This window comes from Aquabacterium sp. A7-Y, assembly GCF_026153205.1.
GTDB lineage: Bacteria > Pseudomonadota > Gammaproteobacteria > Burkholderiales > Burkholderiaceae_C > Caldimonas.
On the sequence record NZ_JAPFBW010000011.1, the window covers coordinates 57,427 to 77,247 of the forward strand.

The 19,821-nt window shown below is 68.1% G+C and carries 7 protein-coding genes; all 7 read right to left on the reverse strand.

The window, feature by feature from the left end:
- Positions 1-26: 26 nt before the first annotated feature.
- The 7 genes from OOT46_RS11825 to OOT46_RS11855 all read right to left on the reverse strand — a co-directional run bounded on the left by OOT46_RS11825 (position 27) and on the right by OOT46_RS11855 (position 19,677).
- Positions 27-6,530: an SDR family NAD(P)-dependent oxidoreductase gene (locus tag OOT46_RS11825; RefSeq protein WP_265403807.1), complete on the reverse strand. Its 6,504-nt coding sequence runs from the start codon at positions 6,528-6,530 to the stop codon at positions 27-29.
- Entirely contained in the window at positions 6,523-14,325 is a 7,803-nt protein-coding gene (locus OOT46_RS11830) for a type I polyketide synthase (protein WP_265403929.1), read from the reverse strand. The genes OOT46_RS11825 and OOT46_RS11830 overlap by 8 nt, the downstream gene beginning before the upstream one ends.
- A gap of 2 nt (positions 14,326-14,327) precedes the next feature.
- On the reverse strand, positions 14,328-15,128 hold the full coding sequence (locus tag OOT46_RS11835; RefSeq protein WP_265403808.1) for a thioesterase II family protein: 801 nt from the start codon (positions 15,126-15,128) through the stop codon (positions 14,328-14,330).
- A gap of 87 nt (positions 15,129-15,215) precedes the next feature.
- A complete protein-coding gene (locus OOT46_RS11840; RefSeq protein WP_265403809.1) occupies positions 15,216-16,151 on the reverse strand; it encodes an aspartyl/asparaginyl beta-hydroxylase domain-containing protein in 936 nt (311 codons plus the stop codon).
- Between the two features lie 51 nt (positions 16,152-16,202).
- On the reverse strand, positions 16,203-17,750 hold the full coding sequence (locus OOT46_RS11845) for an NAD(P)/FAD-dependent oxidoreductase (protein WP_265403810.1): 1,548 nt from the start codon (positions 17,748-17,750) through the stop codon (positions 16,203-16,205).
- Between the two features lie 120 nt (positions 17,751-17,870).
- Complete coding sequence (locus OOT46_RS11850) at positions 17,871-18,221, reverse strand: GIY-YIG nuclease family protein (protein WP_265403811.1); 351 nt, start codon at positions 18,219-18,221, stop codon at positions 17,871-17,873.
- A gap of 226 nt (positions 18,222-18,447) precedes the next feature.
- Complete coding sequence (locus tag OOT46_RS11855) at positions 18,448-19,677, reverse strand: cation:proton antiporter (RefSeq protein ID WP_265403812.1); 1,230 nt, start codon at positions 19,675-19,677, stop codon at positions 18,448-18,450.
- Between the last annotated feature and the right edge of the window lie 144 nt (positions 19,678-19,821).

A 19,821-nucleotide genomic window follows, 5' to 3' on the forward strand; every position in this document is an offset into this window, starting at 1 on the left:
TCCCTTGTGCACGCCGCGTCGGCTCATCACGTCGACAGGCTCTCGACGAGCCCACTCACCGAGCGTTCGCCCTTGACCAGTCCCTGCGGCCGCGAGCAATCGCGGTGTTCGAAGGCATAGGTCGGCAGCACCTGCCGCCTGAAGCCGTCGCGTTCGAAATACACCGACCAGTCGAGCGTGCGCCCGCCGGCCCACAGCGCCCCGAGGGCCTGTTGCCAAGCGGCCTCATCCAGACCGACCGACGCATCCAGCCACGTGCTCGAGCCCCCCTGCGTATCGCGCAGGCACAGCAGACCGGCTGGAGCCGTGGCCGGCTCGAGCGGAATCCGCCCCAGCTGTGACGGGGCCGCCGGAGCGCCGCGCAGCCACTGGTCGAGGGCCTCCTGCAAGGGCAGGCCCGCCCACAGCACGGCCGCCACCAGCCACAGGCCGTCCTGGTGGAAGATGCGCTCCGGCTGCACCCCGAGCTCGTCCAGGCAGCGTGCCGTGGCGTAGTGGATGCCGAACCAGGCCAGCTCACGCCCGCGCTCCTGCGCCGCGTCAGCGTGCCGGCGCGCTGCTGTCTGCACCTCCTGCAGCGCCGTGCTGAAGCGGTGCTGCCCACGCCATGGCGCCCCTGACACCGACGGCAGCGTCGGGCCGGGGGCAAAACAGAAGCCGACCTGGTCGATCGCCGCCGGCAACACCGCCCGTCCGCTGCGCAGCGTTTCGCGCAGGCCGGCCAGCTGCGCCAGCAGGTCGTCGCGGTCGCTCGGATACAGGCACTGGGTGTGCTCGAAGCGGCAGCGCCCGACCAGGGTCGAATAGCAGATCTCGCTCAGCCGAAGCGCGTCGTCCGCCCCGGCCGGCAGGCGCTGCAGATGCTCGATATGGCGTTCACACAAGGCCGCCAGCGCCGCTCGGCTGCGTGCCGACAGGGCGAAGATGCCGCCGCCTTCCAACCGGGTCGCCGGCCGTGCCGGCGCGGTGTCGTGCGCTGCCACGATGAGGTGGGCATTGGTGCCGCTGAAGCCGAACGAGCTGACGGCACACACCAGGGCGCCGTCGCCGGCGGGGGTCAGCGGCTGCGGTGCGGTGGGGATGCGGATCGCCTGTGCATCGATCTCCAGATGCGGATTCAGCGCCGTCAGGTGCAGCGTGGGCGGGATGGTGCGATGTTTCATCATCAGCAGCACCTTGACCAGGCCGGCCACGCCGGCGGCACTTTCGGTGTGCCCGATGTTGCTTTTGACGGCCCCGACATACAGAGGGTTGGCGGCATCGTGATGGGCGCCATAGGTCTGCTTCAGGGCCGCCATCTCGATCGGATCGCCCAGCTGTGTGCCGGTGCCGTGCGCCTCCACATAAGACACCTGGGAAGGAGGGATGCCGGAGCGCGCCAGCGCCGTTTCGATCAGGGCCGCCTGCTGGCGGCTGCTCGGCGCGGTGATGCCCTGCCCCTGGCCGTTGTGGTTGACCGCGCCGCCCTTGATGACCCCCCAGATGACATCACCGTCGGCCACGGCGTCGGCCAGGCGCTTGAGCAGCACCATGGCGCAGCCGTCGGAGCGCACATACCCGTCCGCGCTGGCGTCGAAGCTGCGGCAGCGCCCGCTGGGCGACAACATGCCGGCCTTGGACAGGACGATGTTGTTGGCCGGCGAAAGAATCACGTTCACGCCGCCCGCCAGCGCCACCCGGCACTCGCCCTGGCGCAGGTGTTGCGCCGCCACGTGCACCGCCACCAGCGACGACGAACAGGCGGTGTCGACCGCCATGCAGGGGCCCTGCCAGTTCAGCAGGTAGGCGATGCGCCCCGGGATCGCGCTGACGTGGTGCCCGGGCCCCATCAGGCCGGTGAGCGCCTTGGCGTGGCGCTGCGACAGGTCGGCGAAGTCCGAGGGCCCCGGTCCGATGAAAATGCCGGCGCTCGCCGCCAGGGCCTGCGGCGTGTAGGCGGCCGACTCGATGGTCTCCCAGGCCACTTCGAGCGCGATGCGCTGCTGCGGATCCATGTACTCCGCTTCACGGTCGCCGATGCCGAAAAAGCGGTTGTCGAAGCCGTGCACATCGCTCAGCTGGCCGCCCTCGTTGGCGTACATCTTGCCGTCCTCGGTGCTGCCCGGCGCATAAAAGCGCGGCACCTCCCAGCGCGATCCGTCGAAGGACTGCACCAGGTCGAAGCCGCCGGCCAGCCGCTCCCAGAAGGCGTCGATGCCATCGGCGCCGCCCGGCATGCGGCAGCTCATGCCGATGATGGCGATAGCGTCGTCGCCGGCCGCTGGCGTCGCAGCCGCAGGCCGTGGCGCCGCCTCCGCTGCCGGCGCTTGCGACCCGGGCGCTGCGCCGTGCCGGCGCAGCTCGGCCAGCAGCAGGCGCGACACCGCCGCGATGCTGGGGGCATCGAACATCAGCGACACCGGCAGCCGCAGCTGCAGCTGCGCGGCAAAACGATTGCGCAGCTCGACCGACAGCAATGAATCCATGCCCAGTTCCTGCAGCGCCCGGTTCGGGTCGAGCGGGTCGGCCGGATCGATCGCCAGCACCTGGCGCACCGTCGTTTCGACAAACACACTCAGCTGCCTGAGGGCGGCCGCCTCAGTCTGACGCTGCAGCTCTTGCACCAGGTCGGAGGGGCCGACCTGGGGGGCGCCGCCCTCCCGGGTTGCGGCAGAGGAAGCCCCGCGCAGCTGCTGCTCGAGCAGCGGCTGCGGCACCCGCTCGGCCAGGTAATCGGCGATGCGGCGCCAGTCAAAGCGGGCGATCACCGCCTCGCAGCGGCCACGCGCCAGCGCCTGCTCCATCGTCGCGATGGCGGTCGGCGCCTCCAGCAGCACCAGGCCCGAGCGTGCGATCTTGTGCTGGACACGCTGTGTGCTGGCCATGCCCACGTCGGCCCAGGGTCCCCAGTGAAGCACGGTCGCCGACAGGCCCCGGGCGTTGCGGGCACGCCCCAGCGCGGCGGCAAAGCCATTCGCAGCGGCGTAGTTGGCCTGACCCGCCGATCCGACCAGATGGGCGATCGAAGAGAACAGCACGAACTGCTCGACCCCGGCCGCCTGCGCCAGGCGATGCAGGTTCAGCGAGCCCGACACCTTGGCGTGCATCACACGCTGAAAGTGCGCCGCGCTGAGGTTCTGCAGCGGTGCATCGTCGAGCACACCGGCCGCATGAAAAATCCCCGCCAGCGGCAGGCGGGCCGCGGCGGCCACGCCGGCACGCAGGGCCGCATCGTCCGCCACATCCGCCTGCACCAGCGTGGCCTGTACACCTTCGCCGCGCAAGCGGGCGAGCGTTGCGGCGACGGCCGCGTCCTGCGGCCCCCGGCGCGACAGCAGCAGCACCTGGCCGGCCCCGCGATGCGTCAGCCAGCGGGCGACCGCCAGGCCGATGCCGCCCAGGCCGCCACTCACGAGGTAGCTGCGATCGCCCCTCAGGACGGCCGCGGCCTCGCCGGACGGCGGGGCCTCGGTCAGCCGCCGGACATGGCGACGCCCCTGCCGGAACGCCACGTGGTTCTCGTGATCGCCGGCTCGCAGCGCCAGCACGATCTGCTGCATCTTGTCCGAGGCGCTGCTGTCCGGGTCCAGATCGATGCTCCAAGGCCGCCACTGCGGCTGCTCCATGCCCAGCGTCTGCACGAAACCGCTGACCAGGCTGTCCGCGACATTCACCAGCGGGGTGTCATCAGCGACGCTTTCGACGCCCTCGGTGATGAAACCCAGCCGCAGCTCGCCGGTGTGGCCGGCCTGCAGCAAGGCCTGGCTGACACGCAGCAGGGTGTGCGCCGTGGTGTCGGCGCGGGCTGCCATGGCGTCCTGCAGTCGGGCATCGGCCAGCCAGTCCTGTCCCAGCCAGGGCGGCGGCGCCAGCCAGACCAGCAGGTCCAGCGCCTGTGCCGGGGCCTCCAGGAACAGGGTGGCCAACAGATCCTCGATGACACCCGCCTGCCGCCAGCCCTCGGGCAGGCGCCGCCACTGCACGCCCGGCGTCGTGAGGCCCTCCGGCAGGGCCCCGGCTTCCGTCAGGATCACCCGGCGCCGCCCGGCCGGCAGCGCTTGCGAGGGGTCCACGGCCTGCGCCTGCCAGTGCAGCTCATAGTGGACCCGGGTGTCGTCCTCGGTCGCCTGCAGCAGCGCGACTTTCGCGTTCTGCGGCCAATGGCGCCGGCGCTGGAAGGCGTAGGTCGGCAACACCAGCCGCTGCGGGCGCACGCTGCCGTAGAGCGCCGGCCAGTCCACCTCGATCCCGGCCTCATAGAGAGCGGCCAGCGCGGCATCCCAGGACGGCACCAGGGGGCCTGCGAACCAGCGCAGGCGGCCGGCGTCGTCGCCCTCGATCGCTGCGGCTGTGCCGATCTGCACACGCAGCCCGTGGCGGAGCTCGCCCCCCTCCAGCACCCGAAGCGGCGCCGGCTCCAGCAGCCAGGCCGCCCGCGTTGCGGCATGGCGGAAGGTGTCGATGCGGCTGACGCCGCTGTCGGCATCGACCAGCGCCAGCCGGGGCGGCAAGGGGGTCCAGCCGGCGGCCAGGGCGTCGCGCCCGGGGCCGGCCGCCAGATAGACCAAGGCCTGTTCCGGGCTGAGCAGGCCCGCCACGCTGGCCGCGACCAGTTTGCCGAGGGTGTCCGTCCCGGCCAGCGCGGCCGGCTTCACACCGGCGCTCAGCAAGGTCTGGCAGATCGCATGCGCCACGCGGAAGGACTGCGCCTCATGCGTGTCGGCCGGCGTGGCGGCCAGCCGCTCGAGGTGTCCGGCAAACACCGAACTGGAACGCGCCAGCCACTCGCCCAGCGCCGCGGCCTCGCGGCCCAGCGATCCGAGCACCAGCGTCACCGGGCCGGCCGGCTTGTCGGCGGCCGCCGTCGCGCGTTGGGCCAGCGCGGCGTCCAGCGCCGCCTGCAGACCGCCCAAGCTCTCGGCCGGCAGCGCCACACGCCGCTTGAAGTGGTTGCGACCGACCTGGGTGGTGTAGGCCAGCGCCTCGAGGTCGACCGCCTGCTGCGCCAGATGCTCGCGATAACGCATCAGCAAGTCGTGCAAGGCCGCCTCGCTGGTGGCCGACAGGGTCACCAGCCGCGGACCGCGCCAGCTCGTCACCGGCGGCGTGGCCGGTGCGACGCTGCGCAAGATGGCATGCGCATTGGTGCCGCTGAAGCCGAAGGAATTCACCGCGCCATAGCGAGTCTCGCCGGGCTCGCCCCAGGCCTGCTCGGCCACCGCGATCTGCACCCCCTCGCGCAGGGTGATGTGCGGGTTGAGGCGCGAGAAGTTGCGCTGCGGAACGACACGGTTGTGGGACAGGCACAAGGCCAGCTTGATCAGCCCCGAGATCCCGGCGCTGGCTTCGGTATGGCCGATCAGCGCCTTCACCGAGCCGACCCGCAAGGGGGCGTCGGGGCTGCGGCCCTCCCCGTAGACCGTCTGGATCGAATTCATCTCGATCGGGTCGCCCAGCGGCGTCCCGGTGCCGTGGGCTTCGATATAAGCCACCTGCGTCGCATCGATGCCGGCGCGCCCCAGCGCATCGCGCATCAGCGCGATCTGCGCCGCGGTGCTGGGCGCGGTCAGGCCCTGGCTGCGGCCGTCATGGTTGACGGCGGTCGCGGCAATGGCGGCCAGGATCGGGTCCCCGTCGGCCAGCGCCTGCGACAGCCGCTTGAGCACCACCAGCGCACAGCCCTCCCCGCGCACATAGCCATCGGCCCGTTCATCGAAGGTCCAGCACTGCCCCGTCGGCGACAACATGCGCGCGTTCGAGCTGACGATCGAGGCCTCGGGCGACAGGATCAGCGAGCTGCCGCCGGCGAGAGCCAGCTCGCACTCGCCCTTCAGCAGGCTCTGGCAGGCCAGGTGCACGCTGACCAGCGAGGACGAACACGCCGTGTCCAAGGTCAGGCAGGGGCCGTGCACCCCGAGGACATAGGCCAGCCGCCCCGCGGCGATGCTGAAGGCCTCGCCTGACGCGTAATAAGGCGAGTGCCTGGCGTCCGGGCCGATGATGTCGGGCGCGTTCAGGTGCAGGTAGTCCTTGTTCATCATGCCGACGAACACGCCCACCGCACGGCCATTCAACTCGGCACAAGCGTGGCCGCTGCGCTCGATGGCCTCCCAGGCCACCTCGAGCAAGAGCCGCTGCTGCGGATCCATCGACTCCGCCTCGCGCGGCGAAATGGCGAAAAAGTCGGCATCGAAACGATCGACCTGGTCCAGCAGGCCCAGCGAGCGGGTGTGGATCTTGCCGCCGGTTTCCGGGTCGGGATCGAACCACGCGCTCATGTTCCAGCGCTCGTGCTGCATGTCGGCGATGCCGCTGCGCGCGTGGCGCAGCAAGTCCCAGTAATCGGCCGTGTTGGCCACTCCCCCGGGAAACCGGCACCCCACCCCGATGATGGCGATCGGCTCGTCCGCCGGCACAGGGGTCGTCCCGGTGGCCTCGCGCTGCTGCTGCTTGAGCTTCAGGGCCAGCGCCATCAACTGGTTTTTCGACAGCTTGGACAGGCGGCTCAGGTAGTCGCTCTGCCAGTCGGCGGTTGTGGACAGCTCATTCACGGATGAATTCCTCTCCCAGCAGCGCTTCCAGGTCCTCGTCCCCGAGGCTCTCGATTTCCGCCAGCTCGGTATCGATGGTTTCGGGCGGCGGTTCTCCGGCCGCACTCCCGCCGCCGTCGGACTCCGGCTCGGTCAGCGCCAGCACATGCATCGCCAAGGCATCCAGCGTCGGGTGATCGAACACCAGGGTGGCCGACAGCGGCTGGCCGACCGCGGCCGACAAGCTGTCGCGCAGCTCGACGCTCATCAATGAATCCATGCCCAGGCTGCTCAAGGGCGACGACACATCGATCGCCTCGGGCGGAAGCCCGGTGATGCGGGCGATCTCGCTGGCCACGAAGCGGCGCATGCGCTGCCGTCGCTCCTCGCCGAGCGCCCCTTCAAGCAAGGCGGACAAACTCCGCTCCGAGGGCACGGGCGCCTCGGCCGGAACGGCCAGCAGCGGCCGCAGCAGCTGCGGCAGGCGCACCGCCTGGCGCATCAGGTCGGGACGCCAGCGGACCACGCAGCACTGCGCTTCATCGACGGCCAGCAAGGCGGCGAACAGCGCCGCACTGTGCTGCGGCTCCAGCCCCTGGGCATGGAACCTGGCAAAGGCGAGCTCGGGCTGCGAGAGCCGCGCGGTCATGCCGGTGTCAGACCACGGCCCCCAGTTGATCGACAGGGCGCGCACGCCGCGCCGGCGTAAACCATGCGCGTAGGCGTCGAGTGCCGCGTTCGCCGCCGCGTAGTTGGCCTGCCCCGCGCCGCCAAACAGGCCGAGCACCGACGAGAACAGCCAGACGAAATCGAGCCCTTGCGCGGGCACGCTGGCCAGCAGGTGGCGCGCCCCGTCCAGCTTGGGGGCGCACACCGCCTGCAGGCGCTGCAGGTCGAGGCGGTCCAACAAGGCATCGTCGACGACGCCGGCCGCGTGCACGATGCCGCGCACCGGCCAGCCCGCCAGCGCCGCGGCCACGACCGTGGCCACCTGGTCGCGATCCGTCACATCGCAAGCCGCCACCCGGACGCAGTCGCGTTGCCGATTCAGCGCCTGCACCCAGTCCGGCCCCACCGCCGGCGTCTGCCGGCCCAGCAGCAGCACGCGGCCCGCGCCCTGGCCATGCAGAAACTCGGCCACCTGCCGGCCGAGGCCGCCCAGGCCACCGGAGATCACATAGCTGCCCGCGCCGCGGATGGACAGCGGGGCCGAGCGCGCGGCCGGCGTCAGCGCCCGCACATGCCAGTGTCCGTCGCGCAAGGCGAAGTCGTCCGGCCATCCGGTGTGGCCGGCGTAAAAAGCGGCCGCCGGTGTCCGCAGGATCTGCTCCGCCTGCCTCCGCGCGGCCGCGCCCGCGGGCACCGTCGCCACATCGACCAGCGTCACGGCCAGTGCCGGTGTCTCGGCCCGCAGGCTCGCGGCAAGGCCCCACAGAGCGGCCGCGTCGGCCTCCGCCAGGACATCCGAAGCCTGCACCGGCTGCGCGGCGGCAGTCAACACGATCACGCGGCTCAGCCCCTCCGGCCGCGTCGCGGCGAAACGCATCACGGCCAGGTCCAGGGCCTGCCGACGTGCTGTCTCGGCGGCCTGCGCCTGCAGATCGAGCGGCCACGCATGGACCAGGCCCCAGCGCCCCGGGCGGCTGGTCGCCTGCGCGGCCAGCCGGTCCATCAGGGCCGCCTCGGCGGCAGCGCCGGCCGGCAGGTCGGCCAGCGCGATACGCTGCACCCGGGCGCCGGTGCCGGCGATCACCTCGGCCAACGCCGCGCCCTGTCCACGTTCATCGCACAGGATCAGCCACGCGGGCTCGTCGGCCTCCGCCAGCGCGACCGGCCCGACATGCGGCCGCCACGCCAGCGCTTGCACCGCCGGCACCGCGGCTGCGGCCGAAGCCAGCTCCAGCCCGCGGCGTTTCACCCAGGCAAATGCCAGGCTTTCGACCTCGACACAGAGCCTGCCGTGCTCATCCACGATACGCAGGTCGGCCTCGATGCCGGACGGTGTCGGCCGGCAGCGGCACGACACCCGCACCTCGGCGCCGAGCGGCGCATGCCATGCCAGCCGGGCCACGGCCACCGGCAAGAGCAAACGCTCGGCATCGGTGGACAGCGCATCCAGCGAGGCGGCCAGCGCCGTCTGGAAACAGCTGTCCAGGCTCCAGGGCGTGGCCGCATAACCGGCCTGCGGGGCCCCCTGGGCATCACTCACCTCCGCCACGAAGGTGTCGCCCGTGCGGCGTATCCGGCGCATGCCCTTGAACGGCGCCTGGTAGACATAGCCGAGCGCCGCCAGCCGCGCATAGAAGTCCTCGCCTTGCAGGACGACCTCACCGTCCGCAGGCCGGTCCGCCGCTCCCGGGCTGTCGCCGAGCGCCTCGGCCGCAGCGTGTGCACAGTCGGCCCAGGCGCCGCCCGCCTCCGGCCGGCCGCGCAAGCGCAGGCTCAACACCGACGGCCTGGGTTCCTCGACCTCCAGTTCCAGCTGATAGGCCTGCCGGGGCTCCAACCGCAGCATCCGCTCCAGCCTGAGCCCGGTCAGCACCAGCCCTGCCGGCCGCTTCAGCCAGCGCAGGCCGGCCTCGACCAGCAGCGCCACCTGGCCGCTGGCCGGAAAGACGCTGTCCGAGCCGATGACATGGGCCCACAAGGCGCCGTCTCGCCCTGGCTCGACCCGCTGCTGGAAAGTCGCCAGCGCCCGGGATGAGGGGGCCGAGGCCTCGGCCGGCGGTGCCACCGACCGCTCCGGCGGGGAGCTCGCCGAGGTGATCCAGTAGGGTTGGCGCTCGAACTGGTAGCGCGGCAGGTCGGTCAGCACCGCGGCCGACTCGTGCGGATAGCAGCTCCAATCGACGTCCAGCCCCGCCTGGCTGGCTTGCGTGAAGAGCACGGCCAGACCGTGCTGCTCGGCGTCCAGCAGGCTGGGCAACCAGCGCACGGGTGTGTTCGGCGCCACCGCCATCGCCATGCGCGTCAGGACCGGCTTGGGACCGATCTCGACCACGACATCGACCCCGCTGGCGAGCAGGCTGCGCACCGACGCGTCGAAACGCACCGGCAGCCGGACGTGCTCGCTCCAGTACTGGCCGGTCAGGGGACCGGTCCAGACCGCGCCGGTGACATTGGACAACAGCGTCACGCCCGGCGCGGCGTACTCCTGCTCCTCCGCCAACTGCTGGAACGGCGCCAGGATGGGCGCCATCAGCGGCGAATGAAAAGCTCGCTCCACCGGCAGCGGGAATGCCGGCATGCCCAGTTGCTCGGCGCGGCGCACGATCTCGCCCACCTGTTGCGGATCGCCGGCAATGACCTGGTTGAGCGGCCCGTTCATGGCCGCAACGGCGACCTGGTCGAAGCCGCGCAGCAGCGGCTCGACCTGGTCCAGCGGCGCCAGCAGCGCCACCATGCTGCCCGCCCGGGTCCGCTCGTGCATCAGCTCACCGCGACGGCACAGGAGCCGGATGGTGGACTCCAGGCTCATGACCCCGGCAAAACAAGCCGCCGCGAACTCCCCCACGCTGTGGCCCAACACCGCCTCGGCGCGGATGCCGGCCTCGCGCAGCAGCTCCGCCAAGGCGTACTCGACGCAGAACAAGGCCACCTGGGTGTAGCGCGTCTGGTGGATGCGGCCCGGATCGGCAGCGCCCCACATCACATCGAAGAGCTCGAAACCGGCGTGGCGCCGCACCAGCTCGGCGCAGTGCTCGAGGTGGGCGCGGAAGCGGCGGCTCGTCTGCGCCAGGCGGCGCGCCATGCCGGGGTACTGCGCGCCCTGGCCGGTGAACATGAAGGCGAAACGCAGCCCCTGCCCGGCCGGCCGCTCGGTATCGGCCTGGTTCAGCTGCAGGCGCAACTCATCGTGCGATCCGAACGCAAACGCCACCCGGTGTGCATGCTGGGCACGGCCGTGCGTCAAGGTGTGGGACAGGGCCGCCAGATCGAGCCGCTCGCCCTGCGCCTCGACATACCGGGACAAGGCCGCGATGTTCTTGCGTAGCGCTGTCCGTGATTTGGCGGACACCACCGCCGGCCACAGGCCGGGGCCGGCCACCGCAGCCGCAGGCGGCGCCGTGAACTCCTCGAGCACGATGTGCGTGTTGCTGCCGCTGAAGCCGAACGAGCTGACACCCGCCAGCCGCGGGCGATCCGGCGGCACCTGCCAGGGGCGCCCCTGCAGCGCGATCTCGACGCCGCCCTGCTCCAGCTTCAGCATCTCATTGGCCTGCCTGACATGCAGATGCGCCGGAATCCATCCATGGCGCATCGCCAGCACCACCTTGATGAGGCCGGCCATGCCCGAGACCGCTTCGGTGTGGCCGAGGTTGGTTTTCACCGACCCCACACACAAGGGCTGCGACCGCGCCACGCCATCGCAATACGCGCTGCGCAGCGCCTGCATTTCCACCGGATCGCCCAGGTAGGTGCCGGTGCCATGCGCCTCGACATAACTCACCTCGGCCGGGCTGCGCTGCGACAGCCGCAGTGCGCGCCGGATGACATCGACCTGCGCCTGCCCGTTGGGCGCCGTCAATCCGTTGGTGCGCCCGTCCTGCATCAGCGCGGCCGACTTGATCACGGCATGCACGGGATCACCGTCGCGCAAGGCGTCCTCCAGCCGCTTGAGCAGAAGCACCGCGCCGCCCTCGCTGCGCACATACCCATTGGCGCTGCTGTCGAAGGTCTTGCACAGCCCGTCGGGCGAGAGCATGCCGGCCTTGGCGAAGGCCAGGCTCAGCGTCGGCCCGATCATCATGTTGACCGACGCGGCGACGGCCAGCTCGCTGCCGCCGTCGGCCAGGCTCTGGCATGCCGCCACCACGGCGCTGCTCGATGACGAGCAGGCGGTGTCAATGCTCACCGCCGGGCCGCGGAAGTCGAAGAAATAGGCCAGCCGGCCGGCCGCCGCCGACAAGGCATTGCCGGTGCCGAAATAGGCGTCCACATCGAGCAGCGCGCGCTGGCGCAGCGTCAAGGCCTCATGGTCGTGGGTATAGGCGCCGAGAAAGGTGCCCACCGGGCGTCCGGCCAGCCGATGCGCATCGATGCCCGCGTGCTCCAGGGCTTCCCAGACCAGTTCCAGCAACAGGCGCTGCTGCGGATCCAGCGCCTCGGCCTCGGTCGGCGTGATATGGAAAAAGGCCGCGTCGAACTGCTCGATGTCCTTGAGAAAGCCGCCTTGGTGGATGTGCTGCCACTGGGCCGGCAGCGCCTCCAGCTCGGACCGGTATTCACGCCAGCGCTCCGCGGGGCGCGGCGTGATCACACATCCCTGGTCCAGCAGCAGTTGCCAGAACGCCTCTGGCGTCTCGATGCCGCCCGGAAAGCGCAGCGCCATGCCGATGATCGCGACATCGCTCGCCGCCTGGCCGGCCTCTCGCGCCGGCCGATGCGCCTCGACCGGCCCCGGCAGCGGCACATCGGCGGTCACGCTGGACGCCTGCCCCTGTCCGGCAATGAAACCGGCGATCGCCTTGGCGTGGGTGTAGGTGAAGAAAAACGCGGGTTCGAACTCGATGCCGAAGGCCTGCTGCAACAGCAGGCGCAGCTCCATCAAGCCCATCGAGTCCAGGCCGAGTTCCTTGAGCGGCCGGTCGGCCGCAAAAGCCTCCGGCTTTTTCATCAGGCGGCGGATCGACTGCGCCACGGTGTCCAGCACACCGACGAGGCCGCCGGCCTCCTGGGCCCTGCCCTGCCCGGCCCGCGGGCCACGCAGGCGTGTGGTGAGGTCATAGCGGATCAGCACCCCGGCGCCGTCGTTGTCCACATCCTCCGGCCGTGCGCCGGGCACCACCCGGTCGATCGCCGCGCCGTGGCTGTGATGAAAACGCAGCAGCGGATCAAGCGGCAGCCCCGAGGCATCGCGGCGGTGGATGTAGTCGGCCATCGGCTCGGACTGTTGCCGAAACGCCAGGCAGCGCGTGATGCCGAGCACCGCTTCCACCCCGGCGGTGAGCGCGGCGAGGTCCAGCACATGCTCCAGCAGCTGGTCGCCCAGGGCCAGTGACTGGACCTCGGGATGGGTGCTGATGCCCAGCAGCTGCCAGTACCGACCCGAATCAACATGCGCGTCGGGGTAGTCGGCATGCCGCATCGCCAACACCCGGTCGAGGTCGTCGATGCGCTGCGTGTACAGCACGCCGACGACCCGCTGCTGATACTCCAGCACGAACTGGCCGTCAGCGAAGGTGCGATGGCGGCGCTCGATTTCAGCGGCCGACAAGCGCAGCGGCTGCGGCCAGCAGGCGCGGTCGATGGCCAGCAGATCCGGGAGGTCGTCCAGCCGCAGGCGCCGCACCACAAACGGCCTGGGCCGCACATGCTGCAGCACGATGCGCGAGAACGGCGTGGTCCTGGGATAACGCAGCAGCGACTCGCGGTCCGGGTACAGGCCGGCGCTCGCCAGGGCCTGATGGAAGGTGCCGGCGTCGACCAGGGCCTGCTTCGACAGCGCGTGATAGAAATCGAAGCTGAAACTCTCGGTCTGGCTGAAGTACTCGCGGGTCAGGCCGACCGGCAGGGCAAACACCTCCAGCAGGATCAGCCCATGCCGGCCCAGAATCCCCGACCAGCGCGCCAGGTGATCGCGCAGATCGCGCGTCATGGCCGACGAGTCGATCCAGGCCCCCGCGCCATTCACATACACATGGTCGTCGCGCGGCGGGGTGTCCTCGGCACCCGGCTTCAGGTCGATCGGCCGGTCATGGTCCAGGAAGGAGCGGATGTGCAGCATCGCGTCGACATCGCTCACGCCATGCGCCTTCAGATCATCCAGCAGGGCCTGCGGCTGAGCGATGTCGCCGTGCAGCAGCAGGTGCGGCGTGCCCGCCAGGGTGCGCGCTGCCGCCTGCAGCGACTTCTCGTTGAAGTCCACCCCGACCAGCAGCAGCGGGTGTTGCTCGAGTCGACGACCGCGTTGGCTGCGCTCGACAATCGCGGTATAGGCTGTCTTCAACAAGGCGCCGTCGCCGCACCCCATGTCGATGATGTACTTCGGCTGCTCCTCCACCGGCTGGCGATCGAACATCTCCACCACCAGCTCGACCAGGTCCTGAAAGTACTTGCCATGCTGGAACCCGCTGCCGATCACATTGAGCGTGCGGTCCACATAGGTCTCGTGGCCGTCGGCGTCGCGACCCAGCACACGGGCCGGGTCACCGCACAGCAACTCGCGCAGACTCAAAAGCAAAGGTTTGTACGATGCGGTCACGGCCATGGTAAGCGCCCGTTCGCACAGATAGCGACCGCGCTGATTCAGCCGCAGCGGCCCGCCCGGCTCGATCAGGTCCTTGGCCGCCAGGTAGCGGCGCAACGGCGGCTGCACATCCGGATGCAGCTCGCACGACAGGTCCTGGCGATCCGGCTGCGGCCCCTGGCCCATGCCTCTGCGGGCCAACTCCAGCCACAAGGGCACCATGAGGGCCCCATCCAGCAGCATCGCGAACTCGACATCCGCGCTGTCCCAGCCCCGCGCCGAGGCCGACAACCAGGGTTCGACCCGCTCGGCCTGTGCCGCCTCGAAAAGGTAGGCCGCAAAGTCGATCCGGTAGAGTTCCTCGATGCCGTCGGGCCACCGCCAGCCGTGCCGGAAGCGGTCGCTCAGGACATAGGTCTCGCGGTCCGAGGATTCGACGCAGCCCAGCGCATGCAGGGCACGGAACACCAGACGGCAATAGCCGGGATGCGCCGGGAGTGCGTCGATCATCCGAGACACGCTGACGGGCCCGCGCTCCAGGGCCTTGAAAAAGCCCAGCTCGCGGCACACCGCAAGCACCGGCACCGCCACGAAGCCATGCAGATAGGTGTTGACGACTTCCAGCATGCTCAATGGCCCTCCGGCAGGTCGGCTTCCAGCCGGACCAGTTCTTCGGCAATCGTTTCGTCGATGATGCGCACCAGGGCCGGGCGGCTTTCGTTGATGAAAAAGTGCGCCCCCGGCAGCCACTTGCAGCCAAAGCCGCCGCGGGTCTGCTCGCGCCAGGCCAGCGCCTGGGGCTCCGCAACCAGACGATCCGACTCGCCGTTGACACACAAGATGCCGCACTCGAGCCGCTCGCCCGGCACATAGCGGTACCGATCCAGCGCCATGAAGTCGGCCTTCAGCTGCGGCAACAGCAGTTGCAGCACCTCCGGGTTGTCCAGCACCGCCTGCGGCATGCCGCCATAGCTTTGCAGCAGGTCGATGAACTGCGCATCGTTCATCTCCGTCACCGGCACCGGCCGCGGCCGCAAGGGCATCTGCGGCGCCTTGTGGCCCGAGACGATCAGCCGGCGCGGACCGAGTTGCGGCCCCAGCAGCCGGGCCACCTCGAAAGCCACCAGGGCACCCATGCTGTGCCCCCAGAAAAACACCGGCTGCCGGTCCAGTGCCGGGCGTATCGCCCGCGCCAGCTGGGTGACGATGTCGTGGAGATCGGTCAGCGCGGGCAGATGCCGGGTCGTTTCACGTCCCGGCAGCCGTGCCACGAACGGCAGGATGTGCGCCGGCAAGGCCTTGCAGAACGCGTGGTAGGACGATGGCCCGGCGCCTGCATAGGGAAAGCAGAACAACTGGGCCGTCGGCGCCGCGGAGGCCGGCCGGTCGAGCAGCGCATGGAACCATTGATTGAAGTGGATAGTGCTCATTGACGACAGCCAGACAACAGGACAAGGCGAAAGCCCTGCCGGCCCCCCATCAAGGGGACGGCATCGGGGACAAGCGGCGCGCCGCCGTCAAGAGAAAACAGGCACCGTGTTCCAGGTCCCCCAGTCCTCGACCCGGGGGACCGGGATGGCAGCCTGCGGATTCCAGTAGCGTTGCAAGGCAGGCTCGCGGTCCTCTTCCATGAAACGCTGCCGCAGAAACGGCCGCATCGGCTCGGACATGCGGAACTCGTACAGAATCTCCCGCACCTCGCGCTTGCGAAAGCCGCACTGCAAGGCCTCGCGCTCCAGCGGTGTGAGGTCCGGATGCCAGGTATCGATGATGAACACCAGCCGGCTTGCGTCGCCGTTCCAAGCCTCGTGCTCGAAACAATCCTCGAACACGATGGACTCGCCCACCTGCCATTGCTTCTTGATGTCGCCGACGCGCAGCCAGCACTCCGAATCGATGATGACGCCCACGCTATAGCGCAGCCGCAGCGAGTCGACGCTGCAATGTGCGCCGAGGTGGGTATGGGGCTCCTGCCAGGACAGCAGCGCTTCCGAAAACGGATGCGCCATGCCACAGCCCGGGATCTCCGCCGCGATGCGCCGCAGTTCGGGACAGTGCACGGTCATGAAGGGCAGGTTCACGCCCATGTACCACAGCGGGTAGATCAGCCAGGCGCCATTGGTGACGACGCCCCCCGTGAACGACAAGGTGCGGCTTCTCAGGCGCAGGGCTTCCGCGTGAATCCTTGGCGTGGCCGCACGCAGGTACTCCGCCACCGGATCACCTTGCGGGCTGCGCATCGGCCGGTTGTCCAGCCCCGGGAAGATCGGCAGGAAAGTCGGATGCTGCTTGGACTGGCGCGGCCCATGGGTCGGCTGCTCCATGCGCCGCAGGAACTCCTTGACCCGGTCCAGTTCCGGCCCGCTGTCCATGATGCGCTCGTAGTAGCCCCCGTGACGCATCACGCCAAGGACCGCCTTGCGAATTTCCAGATTACGTTCGAACGGCGACATGTCCCACCCTTTTCTGCACGTCAGTGACTCCCCCGCGGCACTGCGAACCTCTCAGGCCGGCTCGGCAGTGAGCGCGGGCTGAAACGTCCTCGCAATATCGACGTTGTTGAAGATGCTCTTGGAGAGTTTCTCCAGCAGCCCGATGTTGTCGCGCAGCTTGGCGATCAGCGCTTCGTCGTCGGCATATTCCTGCAGCAGCTCCTTGTTCAGGTTTCTGCCGAACAGAAAAGTCTTCGACAAATCCACGTATTCGCCGTCCAGTGGCGCGTCATGGTTGATGGGCTGCCGCTTGAAATGGTCGGCCACCGAGCGAAGCAGGTCGTTGTAGCGCGCCAGCTCGGGATCGATGCGCGCCAGGAAATCCAGATCGTGCAACTTGCGATGAAAATACAGCAGGCAAGTCACCCCCAGATAGACCACGCTGTCCCACAGTATCTTCTGCGTCATGACGAAGCCGTTTCCGAATTTCGGATACAGGCCTTCATAGATCATGAAGACCACTTCGGAGAGCTTCAGGTAGACCCGGTTATAGGCGCGCGCCAGTTCGGTCACGTCTTCGCCACGCAGATCCTTGACGATCAGATCGGTGACGAAATCGTTGCTGTAAGCGATGAAATCACTGCCCGGCGAATAGAACGGGTCGATGAACACCCCGGCTTCGCCCGTGATGCACCACCGGTCTTCGGAATAGACCTGCTCGCAACTGTAGGCGTAATCCTGGTAGCAAAGAAAGTCCTGCACGCGGTCGCGATACTGCTCGATCAGCTGGGCGCATTGCGGCTCGTGCCGATGCAGCCAATCCATCGTCTTGTCAAAGGAATTCACTTCCTTCACGTCGTGCATCTTGTTGTCGAAGACCAGACCGACGCTGGTCGATCCGGATGCCAGCGGAATGAACCAGAGCCAATAGCCGGGTCCCATGAAGTGGTTGGTGCTGAAGCGTCGCGACGGTCCGGTGCGTTGCAACCATTGAGGATCGTCGCTCAGGTCTGAAATATCGACCTCCGCTCCGAGGCGAAACCACACCGCCGCGTTTTTCAGATTGCAGTCTTTTTCCAGCTTCAGTTTGCGCTTCAGGATCTTGCTGCGGCCGGCCGCGTCCACCAACCAGCGGCAGCTGATGGTCTTGACCTCGTCCCCCTGCACGAACTTCACTTCGTGGCGCCCGCCCGGCCGCAGCTCCACCACCTGCACACGCGAGCGGTCATGAATGACGATGCCGTCGGCGACGTTCAACTCATGCAGATGATTCTCGAAGCGCCCTCGATCCAATTGATAGCTGGGTACCGTCGGATAGCTGCTCGGCCCGATCTCGAGCCGCCGGGTCACGTCGGAGTTGTCCCCCTGGGGAAAGAAAAACCGCAGGCCGAGTTTCGGAAGCTGACAGGACTCGATGTGATCCTTCAGTTTCAGTCGTTCGCCGAAATAATGGGCCCCGACTTCCACGCTGGATTCACCCACCTTGTAGGCCGCCTCAGGTGCCGGGCGTTTTCCACGTTCGATGATTGTGATTGAGGCATTGGGCATTTCCATGTGCAGCTGACGCGCCAAGGACAACCCGGCCAGACCACCACCGACAATCAAGACATCAGTATCCAACCATTCCTCCGCTACGATTGATTTACGAACAAAACGCGCCACAGCGATGCAATTTTTTGGGCAAAGCTACCGCCTGACTGCCCTCCGGCAGTCATCGCCTTCCCACTGAAATTTCAGAGACTATGGTTTTTTGTAGAGCTTCTCCGGCGCATATTCCTCCCTCTGCAGCGTCAGCGCCAGCAACTCATCCAGATCGTCGCCGGGATCGTAGTCCGGCTTGTCCAGAGGCTTCAACAGCTCGACGATTTCAAACGAGAACATGTCGGCACCCAGAGTATTCCAGTCATTTTGCAGTTGTTTGACACGATGCGTGCCCAACTTCAATTCAGCCAAGTGCCGATTGAGAATGGCATGCACGTCACGGCCACTTTCAACCAGCGACAAGCCGCTGCCCCGGTTGAACACCCGACACACCCCCATGGCTCTCGGGGTCTCTTTGTACTGCTGCTTAAGTTCTTTTCTGCGATTCATGGTGGCGCCTATTCAATCGAAAAACCGAAAACTCGGACGAGAGCCCGTGTGCAACGTGTACGACCAACGAAACACAGAGGCCACGGAAAATCCGACAGGACATACAGACAAGGGGCACTTCTTATAGCTTTGTTCCGCGCCCCGGAATAGGCCGATCCCCCACGATATCCAAGGTCAAAGGCGTCACTCGATGCTGCTGAAGATCTGCGCTCGGCAGCCGACTCGCTCACTGGGGCACCACCTCCGCAGCCGCGTTCCGCCGTCGCATCGCCAGCAGCTTCAGCATCGGCGCCGTGGCAAAGGTACTGACCACCGCCATCATTGCCAGTGCCGAGAACATCGGCCGCCCGATCAGTCCCACACTCAGCAAGATATTGATCGCCACCAGTTCCATCATCCCTTTGCACTGAGTCAGCGCGCCCAAGGTCACCGACTCATGCCACGACAGCCCCACCAGTCGCCCCGTCCCGGCGACCACGGTCAGCTTCACGCCCACCCCGACAGCGACGACGGCCAAAGTGAGTTGCCAGAACAACGGGTCACTGAAGTCGAGGCGCAGCGCCATGCCGGTCATTACGAAAAACAGCGGCAGCAGCACCTGACGGCTGACTTTCTCGACCGGCTCTTTCCAGCCGGTCATGGCCTGCCTGGGCAGCACGGCACCGCCGACATAAGCACCGAAGATGGCATGCAGGCCGATGGCGTCGGTCGCCGCCGCGGACAGGAAGATGAAGCCCAGGCAGACAATCAAAGGGTCGATGGTCGAGCCGTCTTTTCGCGGCTGCAGCAAGCGTTTGAGCACGCGCGGTGCAAGCTGCGTCATCACCAGCAGATAGACTGCCAGCAGGGCACCCGTACGCGGCAGCGAAGCCATCGATGTGGACAGCGTCAGCGCCGCGGACAGCCCCAGCCAGAGCCACAGATCATCCAGGCAGGCGCAGTTCGCGGCCAGGCGGCCCACGGGCGTATGCACCATGCCCAGGTCACGCAGGATCGACATCAGCACCGGCAAGGCAGTGACCGCCGTCGCCACCCCGACGCCGATGGCGAAACCCGACACGCTTTGACGGCTGCCCATCAACTCGGGCCAGCGCTCCGCCAGATTCACGCCAAGCGCCGCACCGCAGCAGAAGGTCACGGCAAACCCCGCCAGGCTGATCGGCACAAAACGCCAGCCGTCCCGGCCCCTGGAAGGCGACGCTTCCGATGCCAGCACCGCGATCAGCAGCGATACCCCCAGCACGCCCAAGCCGTTCAAAGCGTTGGCGAGCGGGCCTTGCGTCAGGTCCATGCCATGCGACTTCAAGCTTTCCACCGCCCCGCTGTGGCTGAGCATCATGCCGGTCAACAACTGGACAAAGACCGCCGGGAACAACTTGTACTTCTGCACCCAACCCCCCAGCAACGCTGGCAATGCAACGCAAAGACAAAGGGCAAGAAAAAATTTGAAGTCCATGTCGATGATGCGTCAGATGGGCGAAGGATCGAAGACCGGCGAGCCGGCGCTCCTGTCTCGTCAAGAATGCGTTTGAGATCCGCTGCAGATCGCAAGTACCTGCAGCGGCGCGGATTGACGAACCACTCCCCACGCATCACGGCG